Raw genomic sequence first — 14,155 nt, forward strand, 5'->3', positions numbered from 1 at the left:
GTCCATTTTCTGTGGTTGTTCCTGGCATCGATCTGGACGGTTGGGGCAAACGCCCAAGCCACCACCGTCAGGTCTGGTGAACACGCCACATTCAGCCGCCTGGTGTTTGCCGACGATCTTGGGCGAAGATGGACAACCAAGCGTACCGCCGACGGATTCGAAATTGAATTTTTCGAAGATGTCCCGACCCTCGACCTCGATCAGGTCTTCGACCTTATTCCCCGTAACAGACTCGTCGCGGTCGAATCTGTCGGCAAGACCCTCCAGTTGAGTCTTGGGTGCGATTGTCCGGTTGTGGTATCTCAAATCGCGAGCGGTCATATCGTTATCGATATCGAGGACCCCGATCCGGCACGACGGAACACACCACCGATCGCAATCCCCGCAAAAGCCGGAGGCGTGATACCGTTCGAACTGGCCCCCCGGAATACGATCTTTCCGATACTCGCGGATCTTCGCGACGCCCCGGTGCCAAACGCCACCCCGTCTCCGGTCATTACCGCACCGAATCCTATAGCTGCCGTTCCTGGTGATCAGTTCCGCAGACATCCACTAGGCAGTGTTGCGCTGGTCCCTCAGACAAAGCGACAGCAGCCGACACAATCGTCCGGCACGTCCTGCAATATCGATGCGTTGGCAAGCGAAACACTGGTTTACGATCCCAAGATCGCTCTGTCGGAGTTGACGACAGCCCGCAACGGCCTGCTCTCGGGTCAAGACATTTTGGATGATAAAGCGGTCGAACGCCTGGCACGAACCTATCTACGCCTCGGCTGGGGCGTAGAGGCTGCCATGACGGCAGACCTTGCCGACTTCGATACAGCCGGCTTTCTCGTGATTGCCGCCGCTTTCGATGGCGTCCCCGTAGATGCAGAAGACCAGGTGGATCCGGGCTGCGGTGCAGGCGCGGCGGTCGTCGCCCTGTTGACCGGAGTCGATTCCAAATTGTGGGCGCGGGCGAATGAAGCGGACGTCGTCGTCCTTCTGGACCGGATGCCTGCTTCCAGATGGGCGGACCTATCGAGTCGTCTGGAGATCGAACTGTCACGCCTTAATCGCGCCGATCTTCTGACAGGGCTCGGACCGCCCGAAAACACTGGGAAGAACGATACACCGATCCCATCGGCGGCCGGTACGGACCTAGCCGCGATCCGGTTGGCAATCAGCCATCTTGCCGAAACCAACACGGTCGGCCTGCCACCAGATCGTCTGCATATTGAAAACGTCCGGGCACTGAGACCCTCGGTTCCAGCTGGCGCGCTTCGCGACGAATTGGACGCCGAACTCGCAGAAGCCTTGGTCCTGGCCGGGCTCGCCGGGGCTGCGGCCGAAATGGTGTCCACTGGGAAAATCACAGCTGAACAAATGCTTGGGGTCATTGAAAAACACGCCGCCGGGGTCGATGGCGTGGCCTTCATCGTGCGTCTCGAACCTCATCTTGCGCCAGATGATCCCGCGCGACTTCGCGCTAGATCAGCCCTGTTGGCGGTCGGACTAGAAGATGCCGCCCAGCGCTTCGCCGTCTTGCCAGATGATCGGCTGCCGGACATTGCGGATGCGCCGATCGCTCCTTCCGAGCCCTGGCTTGCCCGAGATTTCCCTGCGCTTACCGCAGCACCGCCGGATGAATGGACTGCGCGAACGCGGATGGCAGACGCGATCCTGCGCCGAAATGACACCGGCCTTCCGGACGGAGATCTTGCTGCCGCCGATGAAGTTCTGTCCCGAAGCAGGGAGACCGGCATGCTGGTTCGTCAACTCATCGATGGTCTGTAACTTCGCATTAACCAACTGCGGCTAGACCAATCTGCAGCACCTGCAGCCAACGGATCCAGTCCATGAAATCCATGTTTCAGCCGACCGTCATGATGGCCCTGGCGTTGATGGCTGTCATCATAATGATGATTCTTCCGATGCCGGCCTGGGTTCTGGACGTCGGGCTTTCCGCAAGTTTCGCGATTGCGATCCTGATCTTCACGACCACGCTCTTCATAGAAAGACCGCTGGATTTTTCAGCATTTCCGACAATTCTCCTCGCTTCGCTCATGCTGCGTCTGTCCCTGAATGTCTCCTCCACAAAGTTGATCATCGGCCAAGGTCATACCGGAACGGACGCAGCCGGATCGGTGATCGAAGGGTTCGCATCTTTCGTCATGGGTGGAAGCGTCGCATTAGGCCTCGTGGTGTTCGGCGTCCTTCTCATCGTGAACTTCATGGTCATCACCAAGGGTGCGACCCGGATGGCCGAAGTCGGTGCACGCTTCGCCTTGGACGGCATGCCTGGAAAGCAACTGGCAATCGACAGCGACATGTCCGCCGGCGCCATCGATCATACGGAAGCAAAGCGCCGCCGCGAAACCGAACTGGCTGAAACGACGTTTTTCGGATCATTGGACGGCGCGTCGAAATTCGTGAAGGGGGACGCGGTCGCGGGTCTGCTGATCACGATACTGAACTTGGTGGTCGGTCTGTCCGCCGGAATGATCGCACACGGCATGCCAATTGGAGAGGCGATCGAAACCTATGCCATCCTGACGGTGGGCGACGGTCTCGTCTCCCAGATCCCTGCGGTGATCATCTCCATCGCGTCGGGTTTGTTGCTGGCCCGCGGCGGTGGCAACGGCGCAGTCGACAAGGACATCATCGCGCAGGTCGGTCGACATCCGTCGGCCCTCGCCACCGTCGCGTTCATCATGTTCATCTTTGCCATCGTTCCGGGTTTGCCATTTTTGCCGTTCACAATCGGCAGTGCGATCTTGGCTGGGGCGGCTGCGCTGCGCTGGCGCACGATAAGCATCCAAGCCGAGCCCGTCGTCGACGACGCGGAACCTCTGTCGTCTGAACGGCCCATCGGCGATGTCTTGGCCCTGGACGAGATTCGTGTCGATTTCGCTCTCGATCTCGTCGATCTGGCGTTGGACCCCGCGAACGGGCTTGAGAGCCGGATTTCCGGCCTTCGAAATCACATCGCCGAGACTTTTGGAATCATCCTTCCGGAAATTCGGCTTACGGATGACCAGGGTCTATCGGCGGGAACCTACGTCATCCGCATTCACGGCGTGGAGGCGGCCCGCGACCGCCTCGAACGCAACCATGTCCTGATGTTGACCGGTGCCGGTGCGCCGGAACATGTGCCAGGGCGCAATGTGAAAGAACCGGTTTATGGCGCGCCCGCCCGGTGGATCCCCGCCGAAGCAGCGGAGAGCCTGATCGGAGAAACCCTCGTGACTCCGGGCGAGGTTTTGGCGACCCATCTTCTTGAAGTCATCAAATCCCATTTTCCGCAGCTTCTGGGCCTGAAGGGGCTGCAGCAGTTGCTGGATGCTTTCACCAAGGTTTCCGCCCCCGAAAAAGCCCTGGCCAACCGTCGATTCCTGGAAGATCTCGTTCCGAACAAAATCTCGATGGAGCTTTTGTTGCAGGTGCTGCGCCTTCTGCTGGCGGAGCGTGTTTCCGTCCGCAACCTGCCTGTCATTCTCGAGGCCATGGCCGAACGGCGGGAGGCAGGCCTGTCGCCCGAAGATATGGCCGATCACGTGCGTCAGCGTATCGCAATGCAGATCATGCGGGGCCTGCAGCGATTGGACGGCAGCCTGCCGTTGATTCAGCTTTCTCCGGATTGGGAGGCTGCGTTCCAGATGCACCAACTCGATGGCGGAAACGGACGTGCGGAAATCGCTCTTCCACCGGAACTGTTTCAGAAACTCGCCTTGGGTCTCGCCGACAGCATCGGACAGGCCGCCGAACAAGGAAACCATCCCGCGATCGTGACTTCTGCGCGCCGTCGCAGGTTTCTGCATGAGGTGATGGCGGCCAAGGGCCTGTCCAATCCGGTCGTGGCCTACGAAGAAATCGGTACGACCGCGACACCCGCGATCCTTGGATCGGTCGCTGCGTGATCCAGGCCCTGCTTGCGATCCACGATGCGATGATCCCGGTTCTGACCCAAGGTTTCGTCGTGCTTCTTCGCGTCGGCGGCCTGATGCTTCTGCTGCCTGGCCTTGGCGACCGCATGATTCCAATGCGCATTCGCCTGGTCATAACTTTTGCTCTCACCACGGCAGTGACTCCATCTCTTCCGCTGGACACGCCCGTCGATGGCACCCTGATCCTTGTGGAAACGACGATCGGTCTCGCGCTCGGGGCCGTCCTTCGTTTTCTGGCGTCGGCACTGACGATGGCGGGCATGATGGCGGCGCAGCTGACGTCGCTCGCGCAATTGTTCGGCTCCGTCGAGCCGTCTTCGGCCATCGGCAATCTTCTCAACCTCGCGGGCATCGCGCTTCTGATGGCTTCGAATCTGCCACTGATGGTCATCGACATGATAATTCGAAGCTACGACGTCTTTCCGATCGGGCTTGGGCTACAGGGCGATAACTTGGTCGCATGGGGTGTTTCGCGCGCGGCGCAAGCTTTCTCCCTTGCGTTCGCACTCGCCGCGCCGTTCGCCTTGGCCGCGCTGATCTATAACGCGGCGATGGGCGTCATCAATCGCGCGATGCCGCAGTTGATGGTCGCTCTTGTCGGCGCACCTGCGATAACGGGGGCAAGCCTCGTCCTGCTTCTCTTGTCTGCACCGCTGATCCTATCGGTCTGGAAAACGGCAATGGTCGCGGCATTGGCCGACCCGATCCTTGGGGGCTTGCCATGAGTCAGGACGATGGCGCAGAGCGCAGTCACGAGGCGACGCAGCAAAAACTCACCGAAGCACGAAAGAAGGGTGAGCTGGTCAAATCGCAGGATCTTGCGACCTGGGCCAGCTACCTCGGGGCCCTTCTGTGCCTGATACTGCTCGCCCCCGGTGTCGGCGCGCGCCTCACCGATCTCGGCGGCAGTCTTTTGCAAAACGCCGATGCGCTCGGACGCCCCTTGCGGGCGGGCGGCACGGGTCAGGCGGGGCGCATCCTGGGCGAGAGCCTTCTCTCGATCCTTCTTTTGACCGCGCCGCCGGCCGGACTGGTCATCGTCGTGCTGATCGTCCAACAGGCCTTCGTGGTTGCGCCGACCAAACTCGCCCCCAAACTCTCGCGCATCTCGCTCATCGCGAACGCGGGCAACAAGTTCGGTCCGAACGGTCTTTTCGAATTTGCCAAATCCGCAGTCAAGATGACCCTTTTCGGCAGTTTGATGGGTATCTTCCTTGTTCAGAATGCGGATCGCTTCGTTGCCGCCGCAGCTGGCGCGCCGCGGGCGATTCCGGCAATGATTCCCACACTCTTGGCCGAATTCTGCGTCGTCGTTGTCATTTTGTCGGGTGCGATCGCGGCCATCGACTACTTCTGGCAAAGACACACGCACCTCAAGAAACAGATGATGACGCGTCAGGAAGTTCTGGATGAGAGCAAGCAGTCCGAAGGCGATCCGCACGTCAAGGGCCGCCGCCGCCAGCGCGCACAGGAAATTGCCCTGAACCAGATGCTGTCAGACGTGCCCGAAGCCACCGTCGTTGTCGTCAATCCAACCCATTACGCCGTGGCGCTGAAATGGTCTCCGATGGATCCATCGCCGCCCATTTGCGTGGCCAAGGGGGTCGATCACACGGCGGCGCGCATCCGCGAGGTCGCGTCGGAGGCGGGTGTGCCGCTCTTCAGCGATCCGCCCACGGCCAGGGCAATCTTCGCAAGCGTCGAAATCGGTGAACCGATCGACCGGGCGCATTTCGCTGCCGTGGCCGTCGCCGTTCGCTTCGCACGCGATCTGACGCGAAAGGATCAGCCGTGACCCGGGCAGAACGCCTTGCCTTGCTGGGCCGGCTCGCCCGCCTTCGCGCCGATCGTGCATCGGGACGCTTGGCGAAAGTTCAGGTGCTCATCGATGAAATGGAACGAAGGGCGGACGCGATGCGCGATGTTCCCGACGCGCCCTTCGACAGTATGGCGGAATCCGTCATGCGCGATAGATGGGAGAGATGGCGCGGCCAGAACCTGGCCCGGATTAACCTGCACGTCGCGCGGCTCAATACCGTTGCGCAGCCCCAGCGGGAGGCGCAGGCCCGTGAAACCGCGCGCGCGGCTATCCTTGAAAAACTGCAGAAACGACGCTGACCGCGCGCCGATATCAGCCCGATTGACGGGCCATGGACACGATGAGGACTTTCGCCGTCGGATCGCTCAACCGATCCTGCAACACCGCATCGAGCCGTGTCCGCAGGCGCGCCATCGATACCGGATCCGTGAAGTCGCCGTCGAAGCCGCCCAGATTTCCGTGAAGGAACAATGCCTCGTTAAGGCCATCGCGCAGGACAGGCTCCTTCTGGGCAATCTGATCCGACGCGCTTCGATCGGACGATACGCCCAGACGCAGGACCACGTGACTCCAGACACGGCCATCGCGCAGCACGGGGACAATGAAACCGTCGCGCAGGGTCGCGACGGAATCGAGATCCTCCGCAATCTCGGGCACGGCTGCCTCCGGATCCGCAGGCTCGGGCGGGGGGCGCAGGACGAACCCGGCCGCCGCGCCACCGCCGCCCAACGCGATGATCATGATCAGTGCCAGAACTTTCGCCATGCTCAGAACGGCAGCAGGATGTCGGCCACCTGCTGTCCATAACGGGGCTGCTGAACATCGGTGATCTGTCCGCGACCGCCATAGGAAATCCGCGCGGCGGCGATCTTGTCGTAGGTAATCTCGTTCTGCCGGGAAATGTCCTCGGGGCGAACGTATCCAGTCACGATCATCTCACGCAGCTCGAAGTTGACGCGGACTTCCTGCCGTCCTTCGATCTGCAAGACGCCGTTGGGCAGGACTTCGATGACCGTGGCCGCGACACGCAGCGTCAGCTTTTCCTGTCGACGCACCCCGCCAGAGCCATTCGAGGCGCTGGAGGACGTCGTCGAAACGGCATTCGCAAGGCTCGATCCGGCTGGCAGGCTTTCGTCGATCCGCTGTGGCAGACCGAAAAGCTCGGGGAGCTGCATGTTTTCGGACCCGCTGCGCGACCGGTTGGTCGTATTGTCGATCTCGGCACTTTCGTCGATCTCGACGACGACCGTCATGATGTCGCCGCGCTGGCCGGCCCGACGATCGCCGAGCAGGGATTTCCGGTCTCCCGTCCAAAGCGATGCCGCCCGCAGCGGATCGCGCTGTGCCAGAATATCGACCGGCTGTGGCGCGGCCATCGCCACGTGTTCCGCGCTCTGGGAGACGGGAGTCAATTCGGGTGCCTGGCCCACGTCGGCGATCCGGGCACATCCAGACGCGAAAGACACAACGGCGACCAGCAAGAAAATAGGTTTCATCGGAGATCCTGACGATTAGCGAATGATGACTTGGCCGGTTTCGCTGGCCACGCCGATGACGGTGTTTCGGGACGACAGGTTCATGACCCGCACGGTTTCGCCGGCCCCCGCGCGGCCCAGCGCGCGCCCCTCGAGCGTGATGGATAGACCGCCCCGCTCGAACACCAAGGGAACGATTGCATTGCGCTCCACCACGGTCGGCAATCCGACGTCGCGAGTCAGGATCGGGCGGCCGGGGTAGAGGTTGACCCGCGCCTCCAGGCCGATGACGTCGCGCGGATCGGCAAAGCCCTGGGCGGCATCCGCATCGTGAAACGCAAGATCGTCCGCACCCAGCATAGAGCCTGCCCGCACGGCGTGGACTGCCATCACCGATTGCGCCAAAGCCGGAGTTCCCAGCACCAGAAGGAGGAATATCAGCCGGATCATCGGATCTGCGTCGTCGCCGACATCATCTGATCGGCAGCCGTGATGACCTTGGCGTTCATCTCATACCCGCGCTGCGCTTCGATCAGATCGGTGATCTCTCGGACGGCATCGACGGAGCTTTCTTCGAGGTATCCTTGTCGAAAGAACCCCAGCCCGTCTTCACCCGGGAACCCGACGAGCGGTGCGCCGGATGCACCGGTTTCGGCATAGAGGTTCGACCCCAGCGCCTCGAGCCCCTTTTCGTTGGTGAAGCCCACAAGCGTCAGCTGACCCAACAACTCCGGTTCGACCCGGTCGACGAAATAGGCATAGATTTCGCCCTCGGGGTTAATTGAAATGGACCGCGTGTCATCCGGTATCGTCACGTCCGGCACGACCGGATGTCCGTCCGAGGTGACCAGCAGGCCGTCGCCCGTCCGTTTGAGCGCCCCGTCGCGCGTGTAAGCCGGATTGCCCGATGGCAGGGTGACCTCGATGTATCCTCGGCCCTCGATCGCGACGTCCAAATCGCCGCCCGTTTGGCCCAGCGCGCCCTGGGCGACCTCCATCGTCACGGCCGTCGGGCGGACGCCAAGCCCCAGTTGCACACCTGCCGGCACGATCGATCCGGTTGCTGAATTGATCGACCCGGCGCGCGTGACCTGCTGGTAATGCAAGTCGGCGAATTCGGCCCGGCGGGCGTTGTATCCGGTGGTGTTCATATTGGCGAGGTTGTTGGAAATCACCTCGACCCGGGTCTGCTGCGCGGCCATTCCGGTCGCGGCGATACTCAGTGCGCGCATGTCACTCTCCTCATTGATCCATCAGGCGCAGCATCGACTGCATCCGTTCGTGTTCACGGTCCATAAAGCCCTGCCCCATCTGATAGGCATTCTGAACGGCGACCATCCGCGCGATTTCCAGCACTGGATTGACGTTCGACGCCTCCAGAAACCCCTGCATCAGGCGCGGGTTTTCGACCGGCTGAACCTCCTCGGCGGCGAACATGGTGCCGGCCCGTCGGGTCATGGCTCCGGGGTCTGCGGGCATGACGATGCCGACGCGGCCAAGGGGCTGGCCGTCCGCCGAAACGGTGCCGTCCCCGCCGATGTGGATGTCGCGCGCGTTCGGCGGAACCAATAGCGGGGCCCCCCCTTCGTCGAGCAAGGGGTGGCCTTCGGCGGTCTGCACGTCGCCGTCGGGACCGGTCAGGAAGGCCCCCGCCCGCGTCAGATGCGGTGTGCCATCGACGTCTACCTGAAAGTAGCCGTCCCCTTCGATCGCCATGTCAAATGTGCCACCCGTCTGTTCCAGCCCGCCTTGCGCGAACCGCGTCTGCCGGCCCTGCGCGTGGGCGAAAGACAGCGACGGCGCGCCACCCTCCCCCTTGATGACGAACTCCGAGAAGATCAGACCCTCCGCCCGGTAACCGGTCGTGTTCGCATTCGCGATGTTCTGCGCGATCACGTCCATTTCGCGCAACAGGCCCGCCTGGCGGCCGAGGGTGGGATAGATGCCATCTGCCATGATCAGAACCCCTGTACGATCGGGACGATCGTGTCGGTAAAGTACCGGCCAAGCGTCAATGTCATAAATCCCATCGTCAGCCAGAAAACCCCCAGGATCGCCGCCATCTTCGGCACGAACGTCAGCGTCATCTCCTGAATGGAGGTGAGCGCCTGCAGCAGTCCGATTACCAGACCCACGGCCAGCGCCACGGCCAGGATCGGGGCCGATATCATCACTGCGATCCAGAGACCCTGGCGCAGCGTATCGTAGAAGAGCAGATCAGACATGGTTCAGACCGGCATTCGCAGGATTTCCTGATAGGCCTCGACCACCCGATCGCGCACCGTCACGATCGTGTCGACGGCCAACTTGCTTTCGGCCAGTGCGGTGACCAAGGCATGCGGGTCCGCGCCTCCGGTCACGGCTGCGGTCGATTGCATTTCGCCCTGGCGAAGCATGTCGCTGAATCCCTGCATCGCTTGTACGGTCGCGTCGGGTTTCTGGGCCGGGGTCGCGGCAAGCCCGGCGGTGATGGAAGTAAGGTCCATTCTGGCCTCCTGTTTGGTTGATCGTTCAGCGCTTGAGGATGTCCATCAATTGCGTGGACATGCGCCTGACCTGTTCGAACATCTTGAGGTTCGCCTCGTAGCTGCGCTGTGCTTCCCGCGCGTCGGCAAGTTCGGTCACCAACTCCACGTTGGAACCGTCGTGGTATCCCTGCGCATCGGCCATGGGATGTTCGGGGTCGTGAATGCGCGGCAGGATACCGCGCGACAGTTGCACTGGACCCGCTTCGATGGCTCCGGTGCGTCGTCCTCCTTCGACTTCGGCGCGGAACTCGATGGTCTTGCGCCGGTATCCGGGCGTGTCGACATTCGCGATGTTCTCGGCCACATGGCGCAGCCGCTGTCCCTGGCCGCGCATTCCCGACGACAGGACCGACAGGGCATCTGAAAATTCGGTCATGACTATCTCCGACCCAGGGCTGCGCGCAGGATATCGAGGTTGTTGCGATAAACGGTGATGGCGCGATTGTGCGCACGCGATGCTTCGATCCCGCGCAGGACCTGATCCTCCAGATCGACGGTGTTCCCGTTGGGGTCGGCCATCGCCTGTTTCAGGGCGAATGTCTCGGCCCGCCCGGCCTGTCCGGCCATATGGCGCGCGTCCGTCCGGCGCAGTTGAAATCCGTCGTCAGGGGAAAACGCGGCCATGTCACGGGCCCGGAAACCTGGCGTATCGGCATTCGCCACATTGGCGGCGATCACGCCCTGGCGGTTCGCCGAATGTGCGGCGGCACCGGCGGCAAGGCGTAGAATGTCAGGCATCTCGATCACGGGGGATTCTCCTTCGTCCGTGAAACGAAGCCTTAAGGGTGATTCCTTTAGAAACCGTTTCATCGACATAGGAGGCCACCGATGCAGACGATCGAAACCGCCGACCCATTCGCCCCATTGCGCGCCCGCGTCGCGACCATGGCGCGAAGCTATCCGCTTGGCCGAATCGCAGAGGTGACGCCCGCCGGATTTCGCGTGACGGGCCTGTCCGACCACGCCCTTCTGGGCGACGAGTTGATCTACGACGATACCGCTGGCCTGCCGCAAAGGGCGGAGGTATCGCACCTGCAGCGCGACAGCCTGTGGGCCACGCCCTACGCAAGCGCGACCGGCCTTCGCATGGGTCTTCCGGTGCGGCCGGCCGGACCCGCGCGTGTCAGCCCGCATGCCGGCTGGATCGGGCGCATCGTCGATCCGTTCGGTCAACCGCTCGATGATCGACCGCTGTGTGCCGGCGCGCCTGTCCCGCTGCGCGCGCCGCCGCCCTCGGGCGCACGCCGCCGCAGCATGGGCGCGCGATTGCGCACGGGATTCGCCGTCCTCGATACGATGCTGCCCCTGGTGCGCGGTCAACGCATCGGTCTCTTCGCGGGATCGGGCGTCGGAAAATCGACGCTTCTTGGCACTCTTGCGTGCGAAATGGAGGCCGATGTCTGTGTTCTCGCCCTCGTCGGGGAACGGGGTCGCGAAGTTTCCGACTTCGTGCGCCGCGTCTTGGGATCCGCCGGGATGGCGCGCACCGTCGTGATCGCCGCGACTGCCGATCAACCGGCCAACACGCGCAGACGATGTGCCGTGACCGCGATGACCGTGGCCGAACATTTCCGCGACCAGGGTAAGCATGTGCTGTTGCTATGCGACAGCATCACGCGCCTTGCCGAGGCCCACCGGGAAGTGACGACCGCAGCCGGGGAAGACGCCTCGCTGCGGGGGCATCCTCCCAGCCTGACGCCGCTTCTGGCCGAACTGAGCGAACGTGCCGGCCCTGGCGAGGGTGCCCAAGGCGACATCACGGCCGTCTTTTCGGTGCTGGTCGCCGGCTCCGACATGGAGGAGCCGTTGGCCGACATCATGCGCGGCCAACTCGACGGCCATGTCGTGCTATCTCGCGAGATTGCCGAATCGGGACGCTTCCCGGCAGTCGACATCCTGCGGTCTGTCTCGCGCAGCTTGCCCGACGCGGCCAGCCGAAGCGAAGCCGCGCTCATCACCGAGACGCGAAAGATCCTGGGTGCCTACGATCGCAATGAATTGATGGTGACATCGGGCCTCTATGAGCGCGGCTCCAGTCCCGAGATCGACCGCAGCATGGCTCTGGTCCCGCGCCTTAACGAGGTTTTCACCGCGCAGGGCCTGCCGCGTGCGACCGATGGCTTTCGTCTTCTGGCCGGTATTCTTGGTCGTAATTACACTCCGCCGGAAGCCTCAGAACCCACGCAACAAGATCAGGGCGGGTGATGTGACGTTCGAGCCGGACGTCGATTGATCGAGGGCCGTGAACCGGTCCAGTAAGCGACTCAGGGTGTCGCCCTGCGCCAGTTTGGAAAGGTCGTTCGTGCCGAACAGCGCCTCCGACCTCTCAAGAAAGACGTCCAACTGCTTGTCGATGCTCAGTGTCGCGATAGCGGATGGCAGGTTAAGCGCGGTTTCCATCACCTCACGGACCGCGGCGGTACCCATTACCGTAAACCATTTCGTCCGATTGGATGTGTCACCCGACGCGATCGACGGCAGCTCTCGCTGAGCATTCAGGGCGAGCCGCATCGTTTCGTTGGTTTGGCCCATATCGATCTCGAACCGCTGCTCCTTGTAGCGGTCAGCGATCCGATCCGGAAAATCCGACAGAGCGGTATTCGCGACCGGAAAATCCCCGAAACCGAAAGCGCGGGAAAGATCGCGGTAGCGTTTGTCGGACAAGCGATTGGCCAGGGCGTCAGTCTCGATCGTCCCCTCTTCCAGAACGCGCTTGATGAGAAACTTGGAATTTATGTCCTCGCTCAAACCGAAAGCGCCCAGGGCGACGGACAGGAGACGAAAATCACCGACCAGCTCTTCGGCCGTCGTGATCTTGCCGATATTCTCGCGGAAATATTCCAGATCACGTTCCAGCACCGGACTTGCGCCATGGGCCGACCGCTGGGTCTCGATCGTATTCTGCAGAAACCGCCAGCCCGCAAGACCCCCGACAGGCACGAAGGGCTGGAATGTCATCTGACCGGCGCGCCGAGAAGCTCGGCCTCCCTGCGGCGCAAGCGACCAAGGGTTCGCAAGGCCTGATAAAACTGGGTTTCCTGGAGATAGGAGACGATCTGATCTACGCAAGCCCGATCTTCACGGTCAATGAATGCGGAGCGTAAGGCCGTAAGACTGGCCAGCGCCTCGGGCAGCGCCGCCTGTGGCGACGTCTCTCCGATCAGCATCAGTTGCACCAGATGGGTCAGGCGGCCCACCGGAGTCGTTGCCGAGGCGGGATCGATTGCGTCGCGCAGGCGCAAAAGCTGCGTGTCGGGCGTGAGCAGGCGAAGCCGTGCGCCGCGTCCGACGTTTTCCATAACTGCCCCATTCACGACGATCCGATCGCCGGAGGGGAACTTGAGCATCAGGCCGGCCATTTCAGACCGACCCCGCGGACAGGCCGGCCGCGACCCGACGGTTGATTTCGACAAGAATGGACGGCTCGGCCGATCCACCCAGAACACCGCTCGTCGTGCGGTCCACAAAAGCGGCAAGGCTGATCAGATCGGCGCGCAGCGCATCGGACATGGCATTTGCGTCATCGGCACAAGCGATGGCCGCTGATTGCCAGAGGCGGCGATTGTCATGCAGCGCCGAGATACGGGCCACATAGGAGGTATTGTCGGCCGAGAAGACCTGCTCCAGCCGCCGGGTAACCTTGGCGAAGACGAGAGCTTCGGCCCGGCCCGGTGATAACATGGAAGCGTCGAGCGCGGCATAGGCGGCGACGGCTTGCTGAGGATGACCCATTATTTCTGGTACTCACTTTTAGCGAGCTTCGCGCATCGGCGAAGATCAGGCGCTTTGCGCCATGGCCCGAAGAACGCCCTGCCCCGGAGAAGCCCGGGACAGGGCCGTCAGTTTACCGGAACAGCGACAGGATCGACTGCGGTGCCTGGTTTGCAATCGACAACGACTGGGTCGCCAGCTGCTGCTGCACCTGAAGCGCCTGCAGACGGGCCGAGGTCTCCTCCATGTTGGCATCGACCATCGCGCCAATCCCGGACGTGAGGGAATCGGTCAGCTTGCCGATGAACTCGGACTGCGTCTCGATGCGGCCCTGAGCCGAACCGAAGGAGGCTGCCGCGTCGATCGCGGTCCCGATCAGGGCCTCGACCGTCGCGAGAGACGCTTCGGCGGAGGCCGCATCGCTTACGTCGATGCTCGACAGGGCACCCAAGCCGCCGGACCCGGCGTTGGTGAACTGACCGCTGACGGCGATGTCATTGGCCGTCGCCGCAACCGGAGGAGGGCCAGCCGCAGCGGTAGCCGACGCGATGGTCAGCTCGCCCGCAGATCCAGAGTCATAGTCAACGGTCAGACCTTCGATGCCGAGCCCGTCGATCTTGGACTTCATCGAAGTCGCGATAAGGTCGCCCGTCGTCGTCGACGCGGCCTCATCGGCGGTGACCGTGTGGGACACTG

At 62.4% G+C, this 14,155-nt stretch carries 19 protein-coding genes; 6 read left to right on the forward strand and 13 right to left on the reverse strand.

The window, feature by feature from the left end; all coding sequences use genetic code 11:
- Positions 1–15: 15 nt before the first annotated feature.
- From JDO7802_RS05425 to JDO7802_RS05445, 5 genes are all read left to right on the forward strand, one after another.
- Positions 16–1,776, forward strand: coding sequence for a hypothetical protein (locus tag JDO7802_RS05425; RefSeq protein ID WP_144430535.1), 1,761 nt, complete (start codon positions 16–18; stop codon positions 1,774–1,776).
- Positions 1,777–1,838: 62 nt separating this feature from the next.
- Entirely contained in the window at positions 1,839–3,899 is a 2,061-nt protein-coding gene (locus JDO7802_RS05430) for a flagellar biosynthesis protein FlhA (RefSeq protein ID WP_055083442.1), read from the forward strand.
- A complete protein-coding gene (locus JDO7802_RS05435; RefSeq protein WP_055083445.1) occupies positions 3,896–4,651 on the forward strand; it encodes a flagellar biosynthetic protein FliR in 756 nt (251 codons plus the stop codon). Before JDO7802_RS05430 ends, JDO7802_RS05435 begins: the two co-directional genes overlap by 4 nt.
- Complete coding sequence (locus JDO7802_RS05440; protein WP_055083447.1) at positions 4,648–5,721, forward strand: EscU/YscU/HrcU family type III secretion system export apparatus switch protein; 1,074 nt, start codon at positions 4,648–4,650, stop codon at positions 5,719–5,721. The genes JDO7802_RS05435 and JDO7802_RS05440 overlap by 4 nt, the downstream gene beginning before the upstream one ends.
- A 68-nt stretch (positions 5,722–5,789) precedes the next feature.
- Positions 5,790–6,044, forward strand: coding sequence for a hypothetical protein (locus JDO7802_RS05445; protein ID WP_144430536.1), 255 nt, complete (start codon positions 5,790–5,792; stop codon positions 6,042–6,044).
- A 13-nt stretch (positions 6,045–6,057) separates the two neighbouring features.
- Here JDO7802_RS05445 and JDO7802_RS05450 read toward each other — a convergent pair whose 3' ends face one another.
- From JDO7802_RS05450 to JDO7802_RS05490, 9 genes are read right to left on the reverse strand one after another with little or no spacing between them, the layout of a single operon-like run.
- Positions 6,058–6,510, reverse strand: a complete 453-nt coding sequence (locus tag JDO7802_RS05450) for a hypothetical protein (RefSeq protein WP_055083451.1) — start codon at positions 6,508–6,510, stop codon at positions 6,058–6,060.
- Positions 6,511–6,512: 2 nt separating this feature from the next.
- Positions 6,513–7,241, reverse strand: coding sequence for a flagellar basal body L-ring protein FlgH (gene flgH, locus JDO7802_RS05455; RefSeq protein WP_055083452.1), 729 nt, complete (start codon positions 7,239–7,241; stop codon positions 6,513–6,515).
- A 15-nt stretch (positions 7,242–7,256) separates the two neighbouring features.
- The gene (flgA, locus tag JDO7802_RS05460; RefSeq protein WP_055083454.1) at positions 7,257–7,670 is read right to left on the reverse strand and encodes a flagellar basal body P-ring formation chaperone FlgA; all 414 of its coding nucleotides are present in this window, start codon (positions 7,668–7,670) and stop codon (positions 7,257–7,259) included.
- Positions 7,667–8,452, reverse strand: a complete 786-nt coding sequence (gene flgG / locus JDO7802_RS05465) for a flagellar basal-body rod protein FlgG (protein ID WP_055083456.1) — start codon at positions 8,450–8,452, stop codon at positions 7,667–7,669. Before flgG ends, flgA begins: the two co-directional genes overlap by 4 nt.
- Before the next feature lie 10 nt (positions 8,453–8,462).
- Positions 8,463–9,176 carry a flagellar hook-basal body complex protein gene (locus JDO7802_RS05470; RefSeq protein ID WP_055083458.1) on the reverse strand — a complete coding sequence of 238 codons (714 nt, stop codon included), beginning with the start codon at positions 9,174–9,176 and terminating at the stop codon, positions 8,463–8,465.
- A 2-nt stretch (positions 9,177–9,178) separates the two neighbouring features.
- Positions 9,179–9,445 (reverse strand): flagellar biosynthetic protein FliQ, encoded by a 267-nt coding sequence (locus JDO7802_RS05475; RefSeq protein WP_055083460.1) that lies wholly within the window; start codon positions 9,443–9,445, stop codon positions 9,179–9,181.
- Between the two features lie 3 nt (positions 9,446–9,448).
- Positions 9,449–9,706: a flagellar hook-basal body complex protein FliE gene (fliE, locus tag JDO7802_RS05480; protein ID WP_055083463.1), complete on the reverse strand. Its 258-nt coding sequence runs from the start codon at positions 9,704–9,706 to the stop codon at positions 9,449–9,451.
- Positions 9,707–9,731: 25 nt separating this feature from the next.
- Entirely contained in the window at positions 9,732–10,124 is a 393-nt protein-coding gene (gene flgC / locus JDO7802_RS05485) for a flagellar basal body rod protein FlgC (RefSeq protein ID WP_055083465.1), read from the reverse strand.
- A gap of 2 nt (positions 10,125–10,126) precedes the next feature.
- Positions 10,127–10,486 carry a flagellar basal body protein gene (locus tag JDO7802_RS05490; RefSeq protein WP_245624152.1) on the reverse strand — a complete coding sequence of 120 codons (360 nt, stop codon included), beginning with the start codon at positions 10,484–10,486 and terminating at the stop codon, positions 10,127–10,129.
- A 90-nt stretch (positions 10,487–10,576) separates the two neighbouring features.
- On the opposite strand from JDO7802_RS05490, the gene JDO7802_RS05495 reads away from it, so the two are divergent.
- On the forward strand, positions 10,577–11,953 hold the full coding sequence (locus JDO7802_RS05495; RefSeq protein WP_055083469.1) for a FliI/YscN family ATPase: 1,377 nt from the start codon (positions 10,577–10,579) through the stop codon (positions 11,951–11,953).
- Here the strand turns inward: JDO7802_RS05495 and JDO7802_RS05500 are convergent.
- The 4 genes from JDO7802_RS05500 to JDO7802_RS05515 form a co-directional block, all read right to left on the reverse strand.
- The gene (locus JDO7802_RS05500) at positions 11,921–12,706 is read right to left on the reverse strand and encodes a DUF1217 domain-containing protein (RefSeq protein ID WP_055083471.1); all 786 of its coding nucleotides are present in this window, start codon (positions 12,704–12,706) and stop codon (positions 11,921–11,923) included. The two genes, JDO7802_RS05495 and JDO7802_RS05500, sit on opposite strands and share 33 nt — an antisense overlap.
- On the reverse strand, positions 12,703–13,107 hold the full coding sequence (locus JDO7802_RS05505) for a flagellar biosynthesis repressor FlbT (RefSeq protein ID WP_055083473.1): 405 nt from the start codon (positions 13,105–13,107) through the stop codon (positions 12,703–12,705). Before JDO7802_RS05505 ends, JDO7802_RS05500 begins: the two co-directional genes overlap by 4 nt.
- A 1-nt stretch (position 13,108) precedes the next feature.
- The gene (flaF, locus tag JDO7802_RS05510; RefSeq protein WP_055083475.1) at positions 13,109–13,480 is read right to left on the reverse strand and encodes a flagellar biosynthesis regulator FlaF; all 372 of its coding nucleotides are present in this window, start codon (positions 13,478–13,480) and stop codon (positions 13,109–13,111) included.
- Between the two features lie 112 nt (positions 13,481–13,592).
- Positions 13,593–14,155, reverse strand: a 563-nt coding sequence (locus tag JDO7802_RS05515) for a flagellin (protein ID WP_275934849.1), incomplete at its 5' end; no start/stop codon positions are given.

The organism is Jannaschia donghaensis (assembly GCF_001403795.1).
GTDB classification, from domain to species: domain Bacteria; phylum Pseudomonadota; class Alphaproteobacteria; order Rhodobacterales; family Rhodobacteraceae; genus Jannaschia; species Jannaschia donghaensis.